Consider the following 19,650-nt stretch of genomic DNA (forward strand, 5'->3'; position numbering starts at 1 on the left):
TCAGCACTGACCTGTACTGACCCGCACGGCGGACCGCAGGAAAGGACCGATATCCGTGGCGCAGCGCGTAGTGGTGACGCTCTTCGACGACATCGACGGCGGAGCGGCGGCGGAAACGGTTTCGTTCGGGCTGGACGGGAAGTCGTACGAGATCGACCTCAATCGCGCCAATGCAAAGAAACTGCGCACCGCCCTCGCGCCCTACATGGCGGCCGGACGCAAGGCGGCGAAGCACGCCGGCCGGGCGCACAAGGAGTACCGGCGCACCGACCTCGCCCCCGACCCGGCCGCCGTCCGCGCCTGGGCCCAGTCCAACAAGATGGACGTGCCGGCCCGCGGCCGGATCCCCAAGCGCGTGTACGAGGCCTTCCGCGAGGCGAGCTGAACACCCGCCCGCACGGCGGGAGAAGAGCCAGCGGACCGGTGCCGGCGGGAATCGAGTTGCGCTGCACCCCCGCTGGTGGGCTACAGTCTGGATCACGCCGAGGGGCGAGGCCGGAAGGCCGGACCTCACGGAGCGTGCGGGTGTAGTTCAGTAGTAGAACAGCCCTCTTCCAGAGGGAAGGCGCAGTGTGCAATTCCTGTCACCCGCTCCGCACCACGTACCGACCACCTCGGTGGATCAGGTAGAGTGGTGAACGCACCGCCCAGTGAGAGCTGAGCGGGAGCAATGCGGACGTGGCTCAGTTGGTAGAGCATCACCTTGCCAAGGTGAGGGTCGCGAGTTCGAATCTCGTCGTCCGCTCGGAATGAAGGCCCCGGTCATTCGACCGGGGCCTTCGTCGTGTTCACCCTCCTCTTCCCCACGCCGCCTGCCGGGACTGACATTTGTCATGCGCGCTGATGACAGTGCGCACTGCCGACGGCCCCGGCCCGGCGGAACGCTGGAGCCATGAACACCGATGGGCACGTGATCGAGGCAGCCGGACTGCGCCGCAGTTACCGCGGCGGGTTCGAGGCTGTGAGCGGAATCACCTTCTCCGTGGGGCGCGGCGAACTGTTCGCGCTGCTCGGGACGAACGGCGCCGGCAAGACCTCCACCGTGGAACTCCTGGAAGGCCTGGCCGCACCGAGCGCCGGCACCGTGCGGGTCCTCGGCCACGACCCGTACCGCGAACGGGCCGCCGTACGGCCCCGGCTCGGGGTCATGCTCCAGGAGGGCGGCTTCCCCTCCGACCTGACGGCCGTCGAGACGGTCCGGATGTGGGCCGGATGCACCAGTGGCGCCCGCCCCGCGGCGGAGGCGCTGGAACTCGTCGGTCTCGGCGGGCGGGCCGGCGTACGGGTCAAGCAGCTGTCCGGCGGCGAACGGCGCAGGCTCGACCTCGCGCTGGCCCTGCTCGGCCGGCCCGAGATCCTCTTCCTCGACGAGCCGACGACCGGGCTCGACGCCGAAGGACGCCGCGACACCTGGGAATTGGTCCGGGAACTGCGGGCCGCCGGCACGACCGTGCTGCTGACCACGCACTACCTGGAGGAAGCGGAGAGCCTCGCAGACCGGCTGGCGATCATGCACGCCGGACGGATCGTCGCCACCGGCACCCCCGACGAGGTGACCGCCTCGCGGCCGTCCCGCATCCGCTTCGTCCTGCCGCCGGAGGTGCCCGCCTCCCGGCTGCCGCTCACGCTGCGGGCCGCCGCGGACGGGCAGCGCGTCGAGATCCGCACTCATGAACTCCAGCGCTCGCTCGGCGAGCTGCTGCGCTGGGCCGACGAGTCCGGCGTACGGCTCGAGCACCTCGACGCCCGCTCTGCCTCGCTCGAGGAAGCGTTCCTGGAGATCGCCCGCCCGGGCACGGACACGGAACTGGCAGGTGTCCTGTGAACACGAACACGGCGAACACCAACACCCCGAACCCCGGTCCGGCGGTCACGAACACGGAGAACCCCGTGGCGGCGGCTCCGGCCGGGTCCCGGGCGGGGGCCGGGACCACGCCCGCAGGGCGGCTGGCCGCGCTGGGCCGGGCCGAGTTGACCCTGCTGGTACGGAACCGGACCGCGCTGTTCGTCGCCCTGCTCATGCCCGTGGCGATGGTCGGCGCACTGCGCGGGACGCTCGGCGGGATGGACCTCGCGGGAGCCGGTCTGAGCATCCAGCAGGCCCTCGTGACCGGAGGCGTCGGCATGGTGCTGATCCTCGTCGTCTACCTCAACCTCACCTCGGCCTTCGTGGCGCGGCGCGAGGAACTGGTGCTCAAGCGGCTGCGTACGGGCGAGGTGTCCGACATGGAGATCATCGCCGGCACGGCGCTGCCGGCCGCCGCGCTCGCGATCGCGCAGAGCGCGCTGGTGGTCGTGGCCGGGGTCGTGGTCCTGGGCGCCGACGGCCCCCGGCGGCCCGAACTCCTCGTCGCCGGGACTCTGCTGGGCACCGTCGTGATGACGGCCCTGGCCGCCGCGACCTCCGCGATCACCCGGACCGTGGAGAGCGCTCAGATCACCACCCTGCCGCTGTTCATGGTCTCGGCGGGCGGCTCGGGGCTGTTCATCCCGCTCGACGTGCTGCCGGAACGGGTCGCCTCGGTGTGCGAACTGCTGCCGATGACCGGTGTGATGCGCCTCGTGGAGGCCGGGGTGGCCGGCGGTGCGGACGCGGCGCAGCTCACCGGCGCGGCGCTCAACGCGCTGGCCTGGACCATGATCTCGGTGTTTGCTGTGCGACGGTGGTTCCGATGGGAGCCGCGGCGCTGAGGACGGGGAAGATCGGGGGTGCCCGGGTGCGGGTACGGGGCTGGAGCGGCCGCAGCGGGCTCGCCAAGGTGGATCTCTACACACGCGGCACCGTGTACCTCCTCATCTGGGTGGCGCTGCTCGCGCTCACGCTGCTGATGCTGACCCGGCCCGTGCGCCTCGGCGCCCACCCCGTCGTGGCCGTCGGCGCCCCGCTGCTGGCGCTGGCGAACGGTGTGGTCTCCACGCTGCTGGCGCGACGCGCGATGGACGCCTACCTGGGGCAGGGCCCGGTCCCGCGGAGGCTGGTGTTCCGGGCCGCGGTCGTCGCGGCTCTGGCGACCGGCACCGCACTGTGGCTGGCGGCGACGGTCGGCATGGAGGGGATGCTGCCCATGGCGCTGTCGACGGCCCTGGTCCCGTTCGTGACGGGGCACTGCCTGATCGTGCGGCGACGGACGACGGTGCTGCTCCACGCGGGCGTGCTGGCCCTGCTGGCCGTGCTGGTGCCGCTGACCGGCCGGGGGACCGCGGAGACCCTGTTCACCCTCGGGACCGTCGCATTCACGATCGGCTGGCTCGCCTTCACCGCCCGTATCTCGATGTGGGTCCTCGCGGTGATGTGGGAGCTGCGCGAGGCCCGCGACGTGCAGGCGCGGCTCGCGGTCGCGGAGGAACGGCTGCGGTTCGGCCGTGATCTCCACGACGTACTGGGCCGCAATCTCGCGGTGATCGCGCTGAAGAGCGAACTGGCCGTACAGCTCGCGCAGCGCGGCGGCGAAGGCCCCGCGCTGGAACAGATGACCGAGGTGCAGCGCATCGCACGGGAGTCCCAGCGCGAGGTCCGGGACGTCGTACGCGGCTACCGGGGCGCGGATCTGCGGACCGAACTGGACGGAGCCCGGGGAGTGTTGGGTGCGGCGGGGATCCGCTGCACGATCGGGTCGCCGGAGGCGGGACCGCCGGCCGACGGCCTGCCCGTGGAGATCCAGTCCGCGCTCGCCTGGGTCGTCCGCGAGGCCACGACGAACGTGCTGCGCCACGGGGAGGCGGAGCACTGCGCCATCGGCCTCACGACGACGTCCGGCGCCGCGGTGCTGACCGTGGAGAACGACGGCGTCCGGAGTCCGGCCGCCCCCGGCACCCGCGGCACCGGTCTCACCGGGCTCCGGGAGCGTCTGACCGCGCTGGGCGGCACGCTGGAGGCCGGCCCCGTCCCGGGCGCCCGCTTCCGCCTCACGGCACGGGTGCCGGTTCCCGCGAGCGGCAGGCCGGACGTGCCAAGGCAGGAGCCGGGTGATTCGGCAGGCGGGACGGACGGCCCGGCGAGGGTCAGCGCGCCGGGCGGGACGGACGAACGCCCACCGGGCACGGAACCCGGCGGAACGGGGCGCGGCGGTGTGACGTACGGGACAGGGAGGGACAGGGTGTGACGCAGGATCGCGTACGGGTGCTGCTGGCCGACGACGAGCATCTGATCCGGGGCGCGCTCGCCGCGCTGCTCGCGCTCGAGGACGACCTGCTCGTCGTCGCCGAGGCCGCATCCGGTGCGGAGGCACTGTCGATGGCCCGCTCGCACCGGCCGGACGTGGCAGTCCTGGACCTCCAGATGCCCGGCGGCGACGGTGTGAAGGTCGCCACATCGCTGATGGCGGAGCTCCCCGGCTGCCGGACGATGATCGTGACCAGCCACGGCCGCCCCGGCCACCTCAAGCGCGCTCTCGCCGCCGGGGTGCGCGGCTTCGTGCCGAAGACCGTCAGCGCCCAGCGGCTCGCCGAGATCATCCGTACCGTGCACGGGGGAAACCGGTACGTCGACCCCGAGTTGGCCGCCGACGCCATCTCCGCCGGGGACTCCCCTCTCACCGCGCGCGAGGCCGAGGTGCTGGAGCTGGCCGGGGACGGGGCACCGATCGCGGAGATCGCCGAGCGGGCCTCGCTGTCGCCCGGCACGGTCCGCAACTACCTGTCGTCGGCGGCGGCGAAGCTGGGCGCGGAGAACCGGCACACCGCGGTGCGCCTCGCACGCGAGCGAGGTTGGGTATAGTGGGCTCCGCGCCACGGCGCATGCGGACGTAGCTCAGTTGGTAGAGCGCAACCTTGCCAAGGTTGAGGTCGCGAGTTCGAGCCTCGTCGTCCGCTCCAGTCGAGAAGCCCCCGGCCAGAAAGCCGGGGGCTTCTTCGTGTCACGCCCAGGCGGTGCCGGTCAGCAGTTCGTACGCCTCCAGGTACCGGGCGCGGGTCGACTCCACGACGTCCTGCGGTAGGGCCGGCGGGGGCTGCTCGCTCCTGCGGTCCCAGCCGGAGGCCGGCGACGTCAGCCAGTCGCGCACGTACTGCTTGTCGTACGACGGCTGGGCCCGGCCCGGCTGCCACTGGTCGGCCGGCCAGAAACGCGAGGAGTCCGGGGTCAGCACCTCGTCCGCGATGATCAGCCGCTCGCCGTCGAAGCCGAACTCGAACTTGGTGTCGGCGAGGATGATGCCGCGCTCGCGGGCGATGTCACGGGCGCGGGCGTAGACGTCGAGCGTCGTCCGGCGCAGCAGCGCGGCGGTATCCGCGCCGACCTGGCGGGCGACCTCCTCGAAGGACACGTTCTCGTCGTGGTCGCCGACGGCGGCCTTGGTCGCGGGGGTGAAGATCGGGGCGGGCAGCTCCGAACCGTCCACGAGCCCCTCGGGGAGGGCCAGCCCGCAGACCGTACGGGTCTGGTCGTACTCGGCGAGGCCGGAGCCGGTGAGGTAGCCGCGGGCGACGCACTCGACCGGCACCATGTCGAGGGCCCGGCAGACGAGGGTGCGGCCCGCCCAGTCGGCCGGTGCGCCGGCCGGGAGGTCGGTGGAGATCACATGGTTGGGGACGAGGTCCGCCAGGCGGTCGAACCACCACAGGGAGAGCCGGGTGAGCACCCGTCCCTTGTCCGGGATCTCGGTGGGCAGCACCCAGTCGTAGGCGGAGATGCGGTCGCTCGCCACCATCACGAGGTCCCCGGCCTCGTTCTCGTAGAGATCGCGGACCTTGCCCGTGTGGAGATGGGTGAGGCCCGGAACCTGAATCGGCTCGGGCTTTTCTACGAATCCGGACACGGTTCCTCCGCGTAGGTTGATCCAGGAGCGCTTCCGATTCTCTCGCACCCGGGGACCGCGAGAGGCCGGAGGGTCGGCCCGGCCCCTCTGACGAGGGCTCCCGGCCGGGCACCCCTCGGCCGGCGACGTTCCCTCGGTCGGGGGACCCCTCAGTACGGGACCCCTCCGTACGGGGCTCAGTCGCGTTTGCAGATCCGGTCGAGGAGGTTGGCGGTGGCCCGCTGGATGCGCTCGTCCACATGGCCCGGCCGGTCGAGCCCCGGGGACCATGCGAACGTGCCCGACGCGAAGACGAGTGCGCCGGAGGGGGCCCGGTAGAGCGAGGTCTCCTGATGGCGGGTGGCGCCGTCGCCGTCGGTGTAGGGGGAGTGCGCCAGCAGGATCCGCCCCTCGTGCTCGGGGAGCGGCGTGCGGGGGAAGTAGCGGTCGGCCTCGCCCGCGACCAGCCCGGGGATCTCGTCGCCGTCCCCCGCCCCGGTCGCCTCCCACAGCCAGTGGTCGGCGTTGCGCACGACCATCGGGTGGGGCTCGGGCACGCGGCCCGCGTACTGGATGCCGAGCAGCTGCTGCTCGGCGCGGTCGATCTCGCGCCAGAGGGCGGAGCGGCCGGGGCCGCGTCGCTTGCGGCAGGTCAGCAGCCGGTCGGCGACGCCGGACGGGGACGGGCCGAGTTCCACCTGCCAGTACATGGTGTTGGCCGAGAGGAACACGAGGGACGTGCCGTGCTCACGGGCCAGCTCCGTGGTCCGGCGCATGGGCGCCGACCAGTACTCGTCGTGCCCGGGGAACACCAGGCCGCGGTAGCGGGTCGGGTCGACCCGACCCGCGTGCAGATCACGGGTGTCGGCGTACGCGAGGTCGTAGCCGTACCGCTCCGCCCAGCGGATGAAGTCGTACGCGTGCCCGACGTGCAGCGGGAGGCCCGCACCGGCGTACGGGCGGTCGAAGGAGACCGTGATCGCGGCGTCGTTCTCGCCGAGCAGCCGGCCGTGCTCGTCCCAGGCGTGGTACAGGCTGGCGCCGGTCCGGCCGTCCTCCGGATAGAGGTTGTAAGCCTGCCAGGTGATGTCGGGCATCAGCAGCAGCAGATCGGCGGGCCGGCTGTCGCGGACCGTGAAGGGGATGTGGGAGCGGTAGCCGTCCTCGGTGGTGAGTACGGCGACGTAGGCGCCGACGGACCAGTACGACGGGACCTGCAGCCGCCAGGAGAGCCACCAGTGGTGGCACGACACCGTGCGGTCGGCGGTGAGCGGCGGCGGCTGGACGATGCCGGCGAGACGAGGGCTCGTGATGATCTTGGCGGCGCCGTCGCCACCGTAGTGACCGATGCGGTACACGTCGACCGAGAAACGCTGGGGCGGGTCGACCGTGACGTGGAAGTCGATGGCCTCGCCGGGGGCGACCGCGCCATTGGACGCGAAGCCCTTGATCTGCCGGTGCACGTCGTCGGCGGTACGGAGGCCGCGGGAGCGCCCGCCGCGTCCTGCCGCCGCGTCCGGGTCCGCGTACCAGGGCACGACCTGGCCGGTGTCGTCGAAGTAGTGCTCGCTGCCGCGAAGCCAGGGCAGCGGGCCCTGACCGAACGGATCCGTGACCGCATGGGCGAGGGCGCCCGACTCCCAGCGCCGGATCGGCTCCGTCCGACGGATCTTCTCCGCCCCCATGGTGCGCCCCTCCCTCGTCCCCCGAAACCGGTCCTGGCGCGCTGACCGTCAGCGCCGGTCCCAGCACATCACATAACGCACGCACTCCGTCACCGTTCGTCGTGAATTGACGTGAACGGAACGCAACATTCCAGCCTTAGATGGCGAAAACCGGCCGGGCCGACCGTGCATCGGCCGTCACACCAGCCGGATCGGCTTCTCGGCCCGGACGCCTGCCGACGCGAGCCATGCCCGCAGCGGCTCCGGGTCTCCGTCCTCGACCAGGCTCAGCACCCGCGCCCCCAGGTCCGCACGGCGCTCGCCGTTGATGAGCAGGGCAGGCCCGTCCAGCCAGTCCATGCCCGGGGTGGCGCCAGCGGTGTCCACCGCCGCGCAGCACACCATCGCGGTCACATGGTCGGCGAGCAGCTCCCGCGCGGTGCGCGGCGGCTGGAGCGGGACGAGCGGCAGCGGGTCGGTGCCCCAGAGGTCCGGCTCGTCACCCGCGCAGTCCGGGGCCCTGGGCGGGGTCGCCGAGCGCTCGCGGGCGGCCTCCTCACGGGCCACGTCGGCGCTGATCCCGGCCGCGAGGGCGGCACCGGGCCCATCGGTCCCGGGGGCCTCGGGCACGGGCGGCACGTCCGTGGGGCCGGCCGCCGACGGCCGGGGCACCGCCCCCGCGCCGCCGGCGATGTGCTCCATCACGCGGGCCAGGGTGGGCCCGCCGGGCCCGCCTGCCGACGGCCGTACGCCCATCGCGTCCAGAACCCGGTGCAGCCGGGCCGCCTCCGTGCGCCACTTCCGGTCGACGACCTCTTCCGGGTACTGCTGCCAGTCCACCGGCGACCAGTCCGGCCCGATCTCGGCGGGCCCTCCGTGGAACAGCCTGGCGGCCAGCAGCGACGCGGCCTCGTCCACCGCCCCCGGCTCCTCCAGCAGATCGCAGGCGGGACGCTCCCCGAGCCGGGAGGCGAAGCCTTCCGCCAGCCGGTCGCGGCGGGACAGCTCGGTCAGCGCCGAGACCACCCCCGCGTCGAGACGGCTCGGCCACCGGCCCATCCGCCAGGCGGGCAGGGCCACCCGCGTCAGCAGGCGGTCCCACCCCGCGTAGGCGAGGCCGACCTGCTCCTGGGCCACGATCCGCAGCCCGTAGTCCACGGCCTGTGCGCGCTCGGAGGCGGCCGCGGCGACCCCGCGCTCCATCTCGGCGGCATGGCCGCGACAGCTGCGCAGGAGAACCCGGGCGACTCTGCCGACGGCCGCACAGCCGAGCCCTTGCACCGGGCCCAGCCCGGGACGGGCCGCGAGCCCGGCAGCGGCGTCAAGACCACGCAGGAAGCGGCGGGCCGCGGCTATGTCCGGATGCGCCGAGGGGCCCGTGCCGGCGACGACCGGCGCGAGCACGGCGCGCAGCTCGGCGACCCGCATCCACCACAGGAACGGGGAGCCGATGACCAGGACGGGCGCGCCGTCCCCGGGGTTGGCACGCGGGCTGCGGCGTGGACCGTGCGCCCGGTGCGTACGGTCCTCCAGCCAGCTGTCGCAGTCAGGGGTGAGGGCTATGGCGGAGGGCGCCGGCACGTCCATGCGGTCGGCCAGGTCCTCCACCAGCCGGTACAGATCGGGAGCCGCGGCCGGGGCCAGCGGCACCGTCGGGCTGACGGCGGGCCTGGCCCGGGCTATGACGGCGGCCACCGCGGCGGCGGCGAGCAGCACGACCACGGCGGCCGACGTCACCACCCAGCGCGCGACGTCCCACGAGCCACCGCCGATCCGGCCGGTGGACCCCCCGACGAGCAGCACGACGGCGACGGCGGCGGGCAGCAGCACCAGGGCCAGTGCCCTGCTGCGCACCCGCAGCACGGCGAGGGCACGGGAACGCGCGGCCAGCGCGCCCGCCTCCTCACCGACGACGGTTCCGGACACGGCCGGACTCACCCCCTCTGCCCTGCGGCGGCGTTGCTCACTCCCCCACTGTGGCACCCGTCACAGACATCGCAATGTCGGTGGGCCAAGTGCCGGAACGCTTGCGCCGCACCCTAGTTGGGCCTTCCCCGGTCGTCATCCGGATGGGGCAGCGGTCACTCGATGGAATGCCTTTGGGCAAAGCTGCTGACATTGTGACCGGGGTCTTGCAGGTGCCCGGACCTCGCCGAACGGCACGCGGCCACCGGATGTGTGCCCGGGCACCGCCCCATGGGGGACGGCCGCGCGGCGGTCAGGCGAACGGACCGCGAGGGGGCGGTAGGCCGGACGTGTCCGGGGCCCGTCGGACAGGGGTCGCGCGGAAACGGCTCGCGGGCCGCCGCGGGCGGGCCCAGGGGCCGGCTCCCGCCCCGCACGGACGGGACGACCCCGACCGCCGGACCGTACGGGCCGGTCGGTCGGGGTCGTGCGCAGTGCCCGTCAGGCGTGGGAGGCGGCCTTCGCGGCGATGTCCCTGCGATGGTGCGAGCCGTCCAGGCGAATGCGGTCCACCGCGGTGTACGCGCGGTCGCGGGCCTCGGTCAGATCCCCGCCGGTCGCGGTCACCGACAGCACCCGGCCGCCCGCGCTGACGATCGCGTCGCCTTCCCGCCTGGTCCCGGCGTGCAGGACGTACGCGTGCGGCGCGTCCTGCGCGGCGACCTCGTCGAGTCCGCCGATCGGGTCACCGGTGCGGGGCGTGGCCGGGTAGTTGTGGGAGGCGATGACGACGGTCACGGCGGAGTCGCCGCGCCACTTCAGCGGCGGCTCGTCGGCGAGCGTGCCCCGCGCCGCGTTCAGGAGGACGCCGGCGAGCGGGGTCTTCAGCCGGGCCAGCACCACCTGGGTCTCGGGGTCGCCGAAGCGGGCGTTGAACTCGATCACCCGCACACCGCGGCTGGTGATCGCGAGGCCCGCGTACAGCAGGCCCGAGAACGGCGTGCCTCGACGGCGGAGCTCGTCCACGGTGGGCTGGAGCACGCTCTCCATGACCTCGTCGACCAGCTTCGGATCGGCCCACGGAAGCGGCGAGTAGGCGCCCATGCCTCCCGTGTTGGGCCCCTCGTCATCGTCCAGCGCGCGCTTGAAGTCCTGCGCCGGCTGCAGCGGAAGCACCGTCTCGCCGTCGGTGATGGCGAAGAGCGAGACCTCGGGACCGTCCAGGTACTCCTCGATGACCACTCGGCCGCAGGCCAGCGCGTGCTCCCGTGCCTGCTCCAGATCGGCGGTCACGACGACGCCCTTGCCGGCGGCGAGCCCGTCGTCCTTGACGACGTAGGGCGCACCGAACGCGTCCAGAGCCTCGTCGACCTCCTCCGGAGTGGTGCAGACGTAGCTGCGCGCCGTCGGCACGTTCGCCGCGGCCATCACTTCCTTCGCGAAGGCCTTGGAGCCCTCGAGCTGGGCCGCCTCACGGGAGGGACCGAAGCAGGGCACGCCCGCGGCCCGTACGGCGTCGGCGACACCGGCGACGAGCGGCGCTTCGGGGCCGACGACGACCAGATCGGCCTCGAGCCTGCGAGCGAGCTCGGCCACGGCGTCGCCGTCGAGGGCGTCCACCGTGTGCAGCTCGGCGACGTCCGCGATTCCGGCGTTGCCGGGCGCGCAGTGCAGAGCGGAGACGTCGGGGTCGAGGGAGAGAGCGCGGCACAGGGCATGTTCGCGGGCGCCGCCGCCGATGACGAGGACCTTCACGGCAGCCAGGGTAGCCCGCTCGCCGCCGGCGACCTTGTGCGGGCCGCCGAAGCGGCCCCGCCTACTCGTTTGTGTATTCCTCCACAACGGTGGCGCCGAGCTCCCTCACGATCAGGTCGTGACCGGACAGAGCCGAGTCCACGAGGTCCGGATCGTCCTCTTCCGGAATGTCGTCCTCGATCGCCACGGGCTGCCGCGCGGGCGGGGCCGCGGCCCGTGCGGACTCCGCGCCGGACGGCCCCTGCTGCGGCGCCGGACCGCCCGATCCGCCCGCCGGGGGCGGGGCGGAAGGCGCCGAAGGCTGCTGGGGCGGCCGCGGAGCCTGCGACGACTGGGGTGCGGGCGGTGCGGAGGAGGCAGGGGACTGGGCGGGCCGGCCGCCGTAGCCGCCTCCGGACGATCCGCCCGGGCCGGACGGGGGCTGACCCGCACCTCCCGACGGATCGATGATCGCCTCGATCTTCCACTGCAGATTGAACTGCTCGGACAGCGCCTGCCTCAGCACGTCCTCGCTGCCGCTGCTCGCGAAGTTGTCGCGTGCTCCGGCGTTGATGAAGCCGAGTTGGAGGGTGGTGCCGTCGAAGCCCGCCACCTGCGCGTTCTGGCTGAGCAGGATCCAGGTGAAGCGGCGGCGGTTCTTCACCGCCTCCAGGATGTCCGGCCACATGTTGCGCACCTGGGCGGCTCCCTGGGCCGCGGCGGGCGCGACGGCCTGAGACCGGGCCGCCGGCGCGGGGGCGGGGGCGGGGGTCGCCGGCGCGGAGGCCGCCGGCGCGGGAGTCGCCGAAGGGCGGGCACCCTGGCCGGGCGCGGCGGCCGAGGGCCAGGCACCCGGCCGTGCGGCGGCGGGACCACCGGAGGCGGGGGCCGCGGCTCCCGGCCAGGCACCCGGCCGCGGCGCGGTGGACTCCTGCGCGGGGGCCGGGGACGGGCCGGCCGGGGATCGCGGGGCCTCGGACGGGGCGGGCTCCGCCTCGGGCCGCTGGGGAGCCTGTGCGGGCTGGGGCCGCTGCACCCCGGCCGGGCCCGGCTCCGACTGGGCGGCCTGCGGCTGAGCGGGCTGCGACTGGTCGGGCTGCGACTGAACGGGCTGCTGCTGAACGGGCTGCGGCTGGTCGGGGGCCGCTCCCCCGCCCCGTACCGCCGCGCGCGCGGCGGCGGCACCGCCCGGAACCATGGGCGCATGCGCCTCCGGGCCTGGTACGTAGCCCATCGCCGGCCCGGAGCCCGGCGCCGGGAACGCCGCGGCCGCTCCGCGCTCCAGCCGGTCGAGCCTGGCCTGCAGGGACCGCTCGTCGTCGAAGGCCGCCGGCAGCAGCACCCGGGCGCAGATCAGCTCCAGCTGCAGCCGGGGCGAGGTGGCGCCGCGCATCTCCGTCAGACCGGTGTTGACCATGTCCGCGGCCCGGCTGAGCTCGGCGGCGCCGAACACCTGGGCCTGCGCCTGCATCCGCTCGATCACGTCCGCCGGGCCGTCGATGAGACCCTTCTCGCCCGCGTCCGGTACCGCGGCGAGGATCACCAGGTCCCGCAGTCGCTCCAGCAGATCCGCGACGAAACGGCGCGGGTCGTTGCCGCCCTCGATGACGCGGTCCACGACCTCGAACGCCGCGGCACCGTCGCCCGAGGCGAAGGCCTCCACGACCGAGTCCAGCAACGATCCGTCCGTGTACCCCAGGAGGGCCGTCGCCATGGCGTACGTCACACCGTCGTCCGTCGCGCCGGCCAGCAGCTGGTCCATCACCGACATCGAGTCACGCACCGAACCCGCGCCGGCCCGCACGACCAGCGGAAGGACCCCTTCCTCGACGGGAATCCGCTCCCTGCCGCACACCTCGCCCAGGTACTCCCGCAGGGTCCCGGGCGGCACGAGACGGAACGGATAGTGGTGCGTACGCGAGCGGATCGTCCCGATGACCTTCTCGGGCTCGGTCGTCGCGAAGATGAACTTGAGGTGCTCCGGCGGCTCCTCGACCACCTTCAGCAGGGCGTTGAAGCCCGCCGAGGTGACCATGTGGGCCTCGTCGATGATGTAGATCTTGTACCGGCTGGAGGCGGGCCCGAAGAACGCCTTCTCCCGCAGTTCGCGGGCGTCGTCCACACCACCGTGCGATGCGGCGTCGATCTCGATGACGTCGATCGACCCCGGCCCGTTGCGCGCGAGGTCGCGGCAGGACTGGCACTCGCCGCAGGGAGTGGGAGTGGGGCCCTGCTCACAGTTCAGGCACCGCGCGAGGATGCGGGCACTGGTCGTCTTTCCGCATCCGCGCGGCCCGCTGAACAGGTACGCGTGATTGACCCGGTTGTTCCGCAGCGCCTGCTGCAGCGGGTCGGTGACATGCTCCTGCCCGATGACCTCGGCGAAGGACTCGGGTCGGTAGCGGCGGTACAGCGCAAGGGACGACACGCATACGAGGTTATCGGGGCCCGCCGACAATCACGGCGGCCGCAGGGGCACAGCGCCCGGGGCCGCGGTGTTGCGGGGCCGCCGAGGCCGGGCTCGGGGCCGTGGGGCCGGTTCCGGGCTCGGCGGTCCGGCAGCCCATCCTCGGCAGCGGGCTCGGCGGTCCGGCGGCTCATCCTCGGCTCGAGTACGGGATCTCCAGGACCGTTTCCGATCTTCGGGCGGGATCCGGTCTCCCGGCCCGACCACGACTGCCGGCCCGGAACGCAAAGGGCCCCCCACGCACCCGCCAGAGCCGACCTACCCTTGCTGCCTTCCGGCCCTGGGGGAGTTCAGTCAGATAGCGCCACGTGAGGGGCTGCGCACAGACTACCTGATGGTGGGGGCGGGGAACGAGTTCGCGAGCACTCCTCCGCGTCATGTAATGTTTCCGGCGGAGGATTCGCCTAGAGGCCTAGGGCGCACGCTTGGAAAGCGTGTTGGGGGCAACCCCTCACGAGTTCGAATCTCGTATCCTCCGCAGCCGCCCAGCTGGGCAAACGAGGTCCCCGACCGGATGCCGGTCGGGGACCTCGCTGTTTGGTGGTCTCTCAGTCTTGGTCTCAGTTGTGGCATGCCGAGGCGGGGCGCGCCAGGCGGCACAGTGAGTCGGCTCACCACAGCGGAGGCGCGACCGTCGGTGCGGGCTGTGCGGCCCGGCTCATGGGCAGGACGATCTTCCCTCGCGTGGGGCGCTCGGCGAGCTGGTTGTACGCGGCGCGTACGTCGGCGAGTGGGTAGCTGGAATCGATCGGGAAGACCAGGCGCCCCGCTTCGGCCATCTCTGCGAGCCTTCCGGGATCCAGTGCCGTCGCGACGTTGCAGCGTCCGAAGTGGTCGATAGGAGCGGTCACGGACCCCGGTGCCGCTTTACGGATGCGCTCGGTCAGGCCGTCGCCGTACTCGCTCGGGGTCGCGCCCAGGGATTCCAGGAACGGAAAGCTGCTGATGCCACCCGTGGCCAGCGCCGTGGGCTTGCGGGCGAGCCGGTCGGCGCCGGCGCGGACGAACCGGGCCTGCGCGGCGCGCGGTTGGAAGCCCCTGACCTGGGCATCAACCGGCGCAGCAGCTACGCCGCCCACGGCAACAAGGAGCAGTTGTTCCGCAAGGCCGTCGACCGCTACCTTGCGGGCCCCGGCGCGTTGTCGCCGAAGCCATCGACAAGCCCACGGCCCGCCAGGTCGCCGAGACGATGCTGCACGGCTGCGCAGACGCCTGCACACAGGCGAAACGAAGACCCCGGTCGCTCGGCGGCCGGGGTCTCGTCTTTGCCCGAGGCAGGCGTCGCCGCCCGGACGAAGGTCTCATCCGGTCCCGCGGGTCTTGGCCAGCCACTCCGGCGCCGGTTCCGCCTCGTCGCCGTACCCGTCGTGCCAGTTCCACCATTCGTAGGGCGGGGTCTGGGGATAGCCCTCGGGCGAGTTCTCCCACGTCTCCTGCCGCCCGAGAGCGGTCATGTCGAGGTAGCTCCAGGTGCTTCCCAGCGCCTCGTCACCGCGGTTGTTCACGAAGTAGGTGCGGAACACTCGGTCGCCGTCACGGATGAACGCGTTCGTTCCGTGCCACTCGTCCACCCCGAAGTCGGCGTCGAAGTCGCCGGCGATCGTGTACCAGGGGATCGTCCAGCCCATCCGCGCCTTGACCCGCTCGACGTCCGGCTGCGGAGCGCGCGAGACGAAGACGAGAGTGGTGTCGCGGGCGTTCAGATGGGCCAGGTGACCGACGTGGTCGGCCACCATGGAGCAGCCGCGGCAGGCGTGGTCGGGCCAGCCGAACACACCGGGCTCGAAGAACGCGCGGTAGACGACCAGCTGGCGACGGTCCTCGAAGAGGTCGAGCAGACCCGCCTTGCCCTCGGGGCCCTCGAACTCGTACTCCTTCTCCACCGCCAGCCACGGCATCCGCCTGCGCTTGGCGGCCAGTGCGTCGCGAGCGCGGGTCAGCCTCTTCTCCTCGACGAGCAGTTCCTGCCGCGCGGACTCCCACTCCTGCGGCGAGACGACCGGGGGTGTCTCCATGGTGACGTCACCTTCCCCTTCGGGTCCGGACTCGTTTCGGCACTACGAGTACTGCGGCTCCTGCTGAGGCTGTTCCCCCGCAGGCTGCTCCGGCTCCGCGGGCTGCTCCGGCTGCTCTGCCGGAGGCGGCTCGGGGAGCTGCTGCTCCGACTGTTCCGGCTGCTGCGGCTCGGCCGGCTCCTCGGGCTCGGGGGGCTGGGGCCGCTCGGGCTCGGGCGCCACCGGCTGGTCCTCTTCCTGCTGGGGCTGCTGCTCCTGTTCCGTCTCGGGCGCCACGGGCTTCTCGGGCTCGTCAGGCGGCTGCGGCTCCTCCGGGTCCGGCGCCACGGGCCGGTCCTTCTTGTCGTCCTCCTTCTTGTCGTCCTTCTTCTTCTCGTCCTTCTTCTCGTCCTTCTTCTCGTCCTCCTTGCCCTTCTCCTTGTCCTCGTCCTTCTTCTCGTCCTCCTTGCCCTTCTCCTTGTCCTCGTCCTTCTTCTCGTCCTCCTTGCCCTTCTCCTTGTCCTCGTCCTCCTTCACGTCGTCCTTGCCCTTCTCCTTGTCCTCGTCCTGCTCCGACTCCTTGTCCGACGGCTTGCCCGTCTCCTCGTCCTTGTTCGACGGTTCGTCCTCCTTCTGCTGCTCGCCGTCCTTCTTCTCCTCCGTGCCCTTCTCCTTGTCCTCGTCCGTCCGGCCGTCCTGCGTGTCCTGGTCCTCCCCCTCGGGTTCGCTCTGCTCGTCGCCCTCCGGGAACACGTCCGAGGAGTCGTCCGACGGTTCGGGCAGGACCGGAGCGGAGCCGTCCGGCGGCTGACCCTTCGGAGCAGGAATCCGGTGATCGCTCCGGCCCTCGGCGTCGCCGTTCGGGCGCTCGAACCACGCCTTGGTTTCCGGGTCGAACATCGTGACGGCCTTCATCGGCTTGGGCGCCGGGACGACCGCGACGATGGCCGCCGAACGGAAGGACGCCCACTTCTTGCCCGTGTACTTCTGCTCGCCCTGGACCGCGACCGCCGGGGCCAACGGATTGCCACAGGCGCAGCGCACGCGCGGAACGCCGCGGGCGTCGACGAGGACGGCCGTTCCGGCCTGGAGGACCGCCTGGTACTCGGTGGCCCTGCCGTCCCGGTATCCGTGGTTGGTGACCCGGGTGTCCCAGGTCAGCCGAACCGGCGTCAGCGACCGCAGATACGCCGGGATCTCGGCCGACGGAATGCGCAGGGCGCCCGCGAACGCGCTCCCCTTGGCCTCGTTCTCCGCGAGATACGCGATCTGCTTCTCGACATCGCAGCTGGCGACGTTCTGCGTACCCCCGTACAGCCCGGGATGGGCGCCGCTGACTGCCACGGTGCGCGAGCCGATTCTCGATGTGTCGGGGCCGGACGGAGCCTCGGCGCCCTTGGTGTCCGTGGCCGACGACGGGGTGAACGGGTCGCGGCCGGCCGCCGAGGCGGTCTGGAGGAAGATCTCTCCGCCTCCCTGGGACCCGCCTCCCATCAGGGTGAACACGAGGATCACCGCCATCGCCACCACGACGGCCGTGCCGGCGCTCACCAGGGTGAGCCGGCTCCGCCGCCAGATCGGGAGCTTTCCGTGGCCACGGCCCGGCTCGTCGGGTCCGCCCGACGCGGGCGACTCGCCCGGTGGGCCGGGCGGGGGCGGGGGGCCGGGCGGGGGCGGAGGGCCGGGCGGCGGAGGCTGTTCCCGCTCGTCGGACGACCGGCCGGTCAGCGGACCGGACGGTGGGCCCGTAGGTCGTGTGGGGCGCTCGGACGGAGGAAGCTCTGACGTCACGGCACTCTCCCCGGAATCGGGGATGTCAGGGAAATGACGTTCATCCTCATTTGCCCTCCTCATCGTCATTATGGGCTTCCGGCCCGGGAATTGTGGATCTTGGAGATTTCCCGCTGCCGCACCCGTCCGGAGAGTGCGGACGACGCGAATCGACACGGGAGGGCGGCGCTCTCCACCGGTCCCGCTTTCAGGAAAACCCGGTCGTCACATTCGCGTCATGCCGCTGCATTTCGGGACTTGACAGGTGAGGGCGCGCGGGATCGGGCGGCTGGGCACACACCTTCGGCCCCGCCCGGAACGGGACGGGGCCCAGCAGCGAGAACGGAACCGAGAGCGAACCGGCGTCGACGACAGACCGGACGTGCGACCTGGGCCGCGACGTCGGCCAACACCGGGGCCCCACCCACCCCTCCCCAAGCCCCGCGATCCGATCGGGGCACGCGGTTCCAGAAACCCCCCGACTATTTCGTGACATCCGTCACGACGAATTCCGCATTAGGGCGACCGGATAGTAGAAAGCCCGGGACTGGACAAATGAGACTTGTCCACTTTGAGAGAGACATGTCCCGCGCTGGCCATGGGGGTATTCGACCGGCTCGCCGCTTCCGCCCGGTTGTCGGGCACTCAGGGCTTTCTGACGGGCCGACAGAAGCGCACACCTTGTCGGAGCCGGGACCAGCACGCCTTCGGGAGCTTTTCAAGAGGCGTCCTGCCTTACGAGCCGAGGTAGTAACGACGCCCATTGCTCCCACCTGGCGGCGCTTCTAACAATGGCGGCCCGCAAAGGCGTCTCCGCAGCTCAGCACAGGACCAGTGCCGGGTCGACCGTTCCCCGGGGACGCTCCGCGAAAACCGAGTGAGGTCATGCATGAGGAAGCACCGCAGGAAGACGCACCACCGGAAGATAACGATCGCCGCCGTCGCCCTGGGGGCCGTGGCTGTGCCTTCCGTAGCCATGGCCTGTATGGACCAGCAGGGAAGCCCGGAGCACCAGGGAGGCCGTGACGCCCGGTCCTGGGGGGAGTGGAGGAACGCCTCCGCCGAGAACCCCTGGCAGCAGGGTGGCTGGGACTGGAAGAAGAAGCACGGTGGTGAGCCCGGCGGCGCCGAGCAGCCCGGTACCGAGCCGGGTGCCGCCGAGCCCGGCGGTTCGGCCCCGGCCTCGCCGGCACCGCAGGCCCCCGCCCCGGCCAAGCCCGCCGCGCCGAAGCCGGCCGCCCCCAAGCCGGCCGCGCCGAAGCCCACGGCCTCCCCGAGCACGCCCGCGTCCTCCGCTCCCGCCACGGGCGCCGTCGCGCGCGTCGTGCAGCTCGTCAACAGCGAGCGCAGCAAGGCCGGATGCTCGCCGGTCACCGTCAACGCCAAACTGACCAAGGCCGCTCAGGACCACAGCAAGGACATGGCCGCCCACCGCAACATGTCCCACACGGGCTCCGACGGCTCGGACCCGGGCGCCCGGATCACCCGTGCCGGATACAACTGGAGCACGTACGGCGAGAACGTCGCCTACGGCTACGAGACCCCCGAGAAGGTCATGGCGGGCTGGATGTCCAGCCCGGGCCACAAGAAGAACATCCTGAACTGCGAGTTCAAGGAGATCGGCGTCGGCCTCGCGCAGCCCGGGAACTACTGGACCCAGGACTTCGGCACCAGCCGCTGACCACGCCCGCGGCCGTTCGACGCACCCGCGAACGGACCCCCACCGCGGCCTGCGGAAGGGCCCCGACCGTGCCCGGTCGGGGCCTTCGCCGTGCCCGGCCGACGGGGCGGCACAAGGGGGGCGGGCGGCCCAGGGACCGGCGGCCGGGTGAGGGCGAAAGAATCCGTGCGAGGTGTCGAGAAGCGCGCGACGGCTCCGACGTCCCCTGTGAGAGTTGCCCACGAGGGGCGACAACGCAGCCGAGGAGCGAAGTCATGAAGTATCTGGTGATGGTCCAGGGCTCGCAGGCCGACTACGAGGCGATGACCGGACAGCCGTCCTCCCACAGCCCAGCCTGGAGCGAGAAGGACCTGCAGGCGATGTTCTCCCACATGGAGGCCATCAACAACGACCTGGCCGAGTCCGGGGAGCTCGTGGACGCACAGGGGCTGGTCGAGCCCGCCAGGACGCGACTGGTGAGCCTGGACGACGAGGGCCGGCCGGTGATCTCGGACGGCCCGTACGGCGAGACGAAGGAGTTGCTGGCCGGCTACTGGGTGCTGGACTGCGCGAGCCTGGAGCGGGTCACGGAGATCGCCGTCCGGGTCGCCCGGTGCCCCGTCCCCGAGGGGGCGACCGACTACCCCGTCGTCATCCGGCCGATCCAGGACGGCGGAGGCGATCTGTGCTGAGGGGGTCCGTACGGCACCCCTCGCCGATT

15 protein-coding genes, 4 tRNA genes and 1 other RNA gene are annotated in these 19,650 nt (G+C 72.3%); 11 read left to right on the top strand and 9 right to left on the bottom strand.

Annotated features, from left to right (window positions below; all coding sequences use genetic code 11):
* Positions 1-55 precede the first annotated feature (55 nt).
* The 8 genes from BLT82_RS16200 (at position 56) to BLT82_RS16235 (ending at position 4,815) form a co-directional block, all read left to right on the top strand.
* Positions 56-385: a histone-like nucleoid-structuring protein Lsr2 gene (locus BLT82_RS16200; RefSeq protein ID WP_093655357.1), complete on the top strand. Its 330-nt coding sequence runs from the start codon at positions 56-58 to the stop codon at positions 383-385.
* Positions 386-521: 136 nt separating this feature from the next.
* Positions 522-593, top strand: a tRNA-Gly gene (locus BLT82_RS16205).
* 79 nt (positions 594-672) lie between these two features.
* Positions 673-745, top strand: a tRNA-Gly gene (locus BLT82_RS16210).
* Between the two features lie 147 nt (positions 746-892).
* Complete coding sequence (locus tag BLT82_RS16215; protein ID WP_093655359.1) at positions 893-1,825, top strand: ABC transporter ATP-binding protein; 933 nt, start codon at positions 893-895, stop codon at positions 1,823-1,825.
* The gene (locus BLT82_RS16220; RefSeq protein ID WP_404204303.1) at positions 1,822-2,691 is read left to right on the top strand and encodes an ABC transporter permease; all 870 of its coding nucleotides are present in this window, start codon (positions 1,822-1,824) and stop codon (positions 2,689-2,691) included. Before BLT82_RS16215 ends, BLT82_RS16220 begins: the two co-directional genes overlap by 4 nt.
* Complete coding sequence (locus tag BLT82_RS16225) at positions 2,673-4,103, top strand: sensor histidine kinase (protein WP_093655361.1); 1,431 nt, start codon at positions 2,673-2,675, stop codon at positions 4,101-4,103. The genes BLT82_RS16220 and BLT82_RS16225 overlap by 19 nt, the downstream gene beginning before the upstream one ends.
* The gene (locus tag BLT82_RS16230) at positions 4,100-4,717 is read left to right on the top strand and encodes a response regulator transcription factor (RefSeq protein ID WP_167746027.1); all 618 of its coding nucleotides are present in this window, start codon (positions 4,100-4,102) and stop codon (positions 4,715-4,717) included. Before BLT82_RS16225 ends, BLT82_RS16230 begins: the two co-directional genes overlap by 4 nt.
* Positions 4,718-4,739: 22 nt before the next feature.
* Positions 4,740-4,815, top strand: a tRNA-Gly gene (locus BLT82_RS16235).
* A gap of 41 nt (positions 4,816-4,856) precedes the next feature.
* On the opposite strand, the gene BLT82_RS16240 is transcribed toward BLT82_RS16235, so the two are convergent.
* From BLT82_RS16240 to ffs, 6 genes are all read right to left on the bottom strand, one after another.
* A complete protein-coding gene (locus BLT82_RS16240) occupies positions 4,857-5,756 on the bottom strand; it encodes a phosphoribosylaminoimidazolesuccinocarboxamide synthase (protein ID WP_093655365.1) in 900 nt (299 codons plus the stop codon).
* A gap of 176 nt (positions 5,757-5,932) precedes the next feature.
* Positions 5,933-7,420 carry a N,N-dimethylformamidase beta subunit family domain-containing protein gene (locus BLT82_RS16245; protein ID WP_093655367.1) on the bottom strand — a complete coding sequence of 496 codons (1,488 nt, stop codon included), beginning with the start codon at positions 7,418-7,420 and terminating at the stop codon, positions 5,933-5,935.
* A gap of 177 nt (positions 7,421-7,597) precedes the next feature.
* Entirely contained in the window at positions 7,598-9,325 is a 1,728-nt protein-coding gene (locus BLT82_RS16250; protein ID WP_093655370.1) for a M48 family metalloprotease, read from the bottom strand.
* A 480-nt stretch (positions 9,326-9,805) separates the two neighbouring features.
* Positions 9,806-11,059, bottom strand: coding sequence for a phosphoribosylamine--glycine ligase (gene purD, locus BLT82_RS16255; protein WP_093655372.1), 1,254 nt, complete (start codon positions 11,057-11,059; stop codon positions 9,806-9,808).
* Positions 11,060-11,120: 61 nt separating this feature from the next.
* Positions 11,121-13,466 carry a DNA polymerase III subunit gamma and tau gene (locus BLT82_RS16260; RefSeq protein ID WP_093655374.1) on the bottom strand — a complete coding sequence of 782 codons (2,346 nt, stop codon included), beginning with the start codon at positions 13,464-13,466 and terminating at the stop codon, positions 11,121-11,123.
* Between the two features lie 263 nt (positions 13,467-13,729).
* Positions 13,730-13,826: signal recognition particle sRNA small type (gene ffs, locus BLT82_RS16265), an RNA gene on the bottom strand.
* Positions 13,827-13,898: 72 nt separating this feature from the next.
* On the opposite strand from ffs, the gene BLT82_RS16270 reads away from it, so the two are divergent.
* Positions 13,899-13,983 (top strand) — tRNA-Ser (locus tag BLT82_RS16270).
* Between the two features lie 133 nt (positions 13,984-14,116).
* On the opposite strand, the gene BLT82_RS38690 is transcribed toward BLT82_RS16270, so the two are convergent.
* From BLT82_RS38690 to BLT82_RS37580, 3 genes are all read right to left on the bottom strand, one after another.
* The gene (locus BLT82_RS38690) at positions 14,117-14,584 is read right to left on the bottom strand and encodes a zinc-binding dehydrogenase (protein WP_342029413.1); all 468 of its coding nucleotides are present in this window, start codon (positions 14,582-14,584) and stop codon (positions 14,117-14,119) included.
* A gap of 222 nt (positions 14,585-14,806) precedes the next feature.
* Positions 14,807-15,520 (bottom strand): DUF899 domain-containing protein, encoded by a 714-nt coding sequence (locus BLT82_RS16280; protein WP_093655379.1) that lies wholly within the window; start codon positions 15,518-15,520, stop codon positions 14,807-14,809.
* 42 nt (positions 15,521-15,562) lie between these two features.
* Positions 15,563-17,050 carry a DUF6777 domain-containing protein gene (locus tag BLT82_RS37580; protein WP_107490255.1) on the bottom strand — a complete coding sequence of 496 codons (1,488 nt, stop codon included), beginning with the start codon at positions 17,048-17,050 and terminating at the stop codon, positions 15,563-15,565.
* 1,108 nt (positions 17,051-18,158) lie between these two features.
* Between BLT82_RS37580 and BLT82_RS16290 the strand changes: the two genes are divergently transcribed.
* Entirely contained in the window at positions 18,159-18,950 is a 792-nt protein-coding gene (locus BLT82_RS16290; RefSeq protein ID WP_093655381.1) for a CAP domain-containing protein, read from the top strand.
* A gap of 254 nt (positions 18,951-19,204) precedes the next feature.
* The gene (locus BLT82_RS16295) at positions 19,205-19,621 is read left to right on the top strand and encodes a YciI family protein (RefSeq protein WP_093655383.1); all 417 of its coding nucleotides are present in this window, start codon (positions 19,205-19,207) and stop codon (positions 19,619-19,621) included.
* Positions 19,622-19,650: the final 29 nt, after the last annotated feature.

The sequence above is a fragment of the Streptomyces wuyuanensis genome (genome assembly GCF_900103455.1).
Taxonomy (GTDB): domain Bacteria; phylum Actinomycetota; class Actinomycetes; order Streptomycetales; family Streptomycetaceae; genus Streptomyces; species Streptomyces wuyuanensis.

Excerpts from the sequence above, each read along its gene's own strand:
- BLT82_RS16215 (WP_093655359.1), top strand. The coding sequence starts at position 893 with ATGAACACCGATGGGCACGTGATCGAGGCAGCCGGACTGCGCCGCAGT.
- BLT82_RS16225 (WP_093655361.1), top strand. The coding sequence starts at position 2,673 with ATGGGAGCCGCGGCGCTGAGGACGGGGAAGATCGGGGGTGCCCGGGTG.
- BLT82_RS16245 (WP_093655367.1), bottom strand. The coding sequence starts at position 7,420 with ATGGGGGCGGAGAAGATCCGTCGGACGGAGCCGATCCGGCGCTGGGAG.
- BLT82_RS16280 (WP_093655379.1), bottom strand. The coding sequence starts at position 15,520 with ATGGAGACACCCCCGGTCGTCTCGCCGCAGGAGTGGGAGTCCGCGCGG.
- BLT82_RS16290 (WP_093655381.1), top strand. The coding sequence starts at position 18,159 with ATGAGGAAGCACCGCAGGAAGACGCACCACCGGAAGATAACGATCGCC.
- BLT82_RS16295 (WP_093655383.1), top strand. The coding sequence starts at position 19,205 with ATGAAGTATCTGGTGATGGTCCAGGGCTCGCAGGCCGACTACGAGGCG.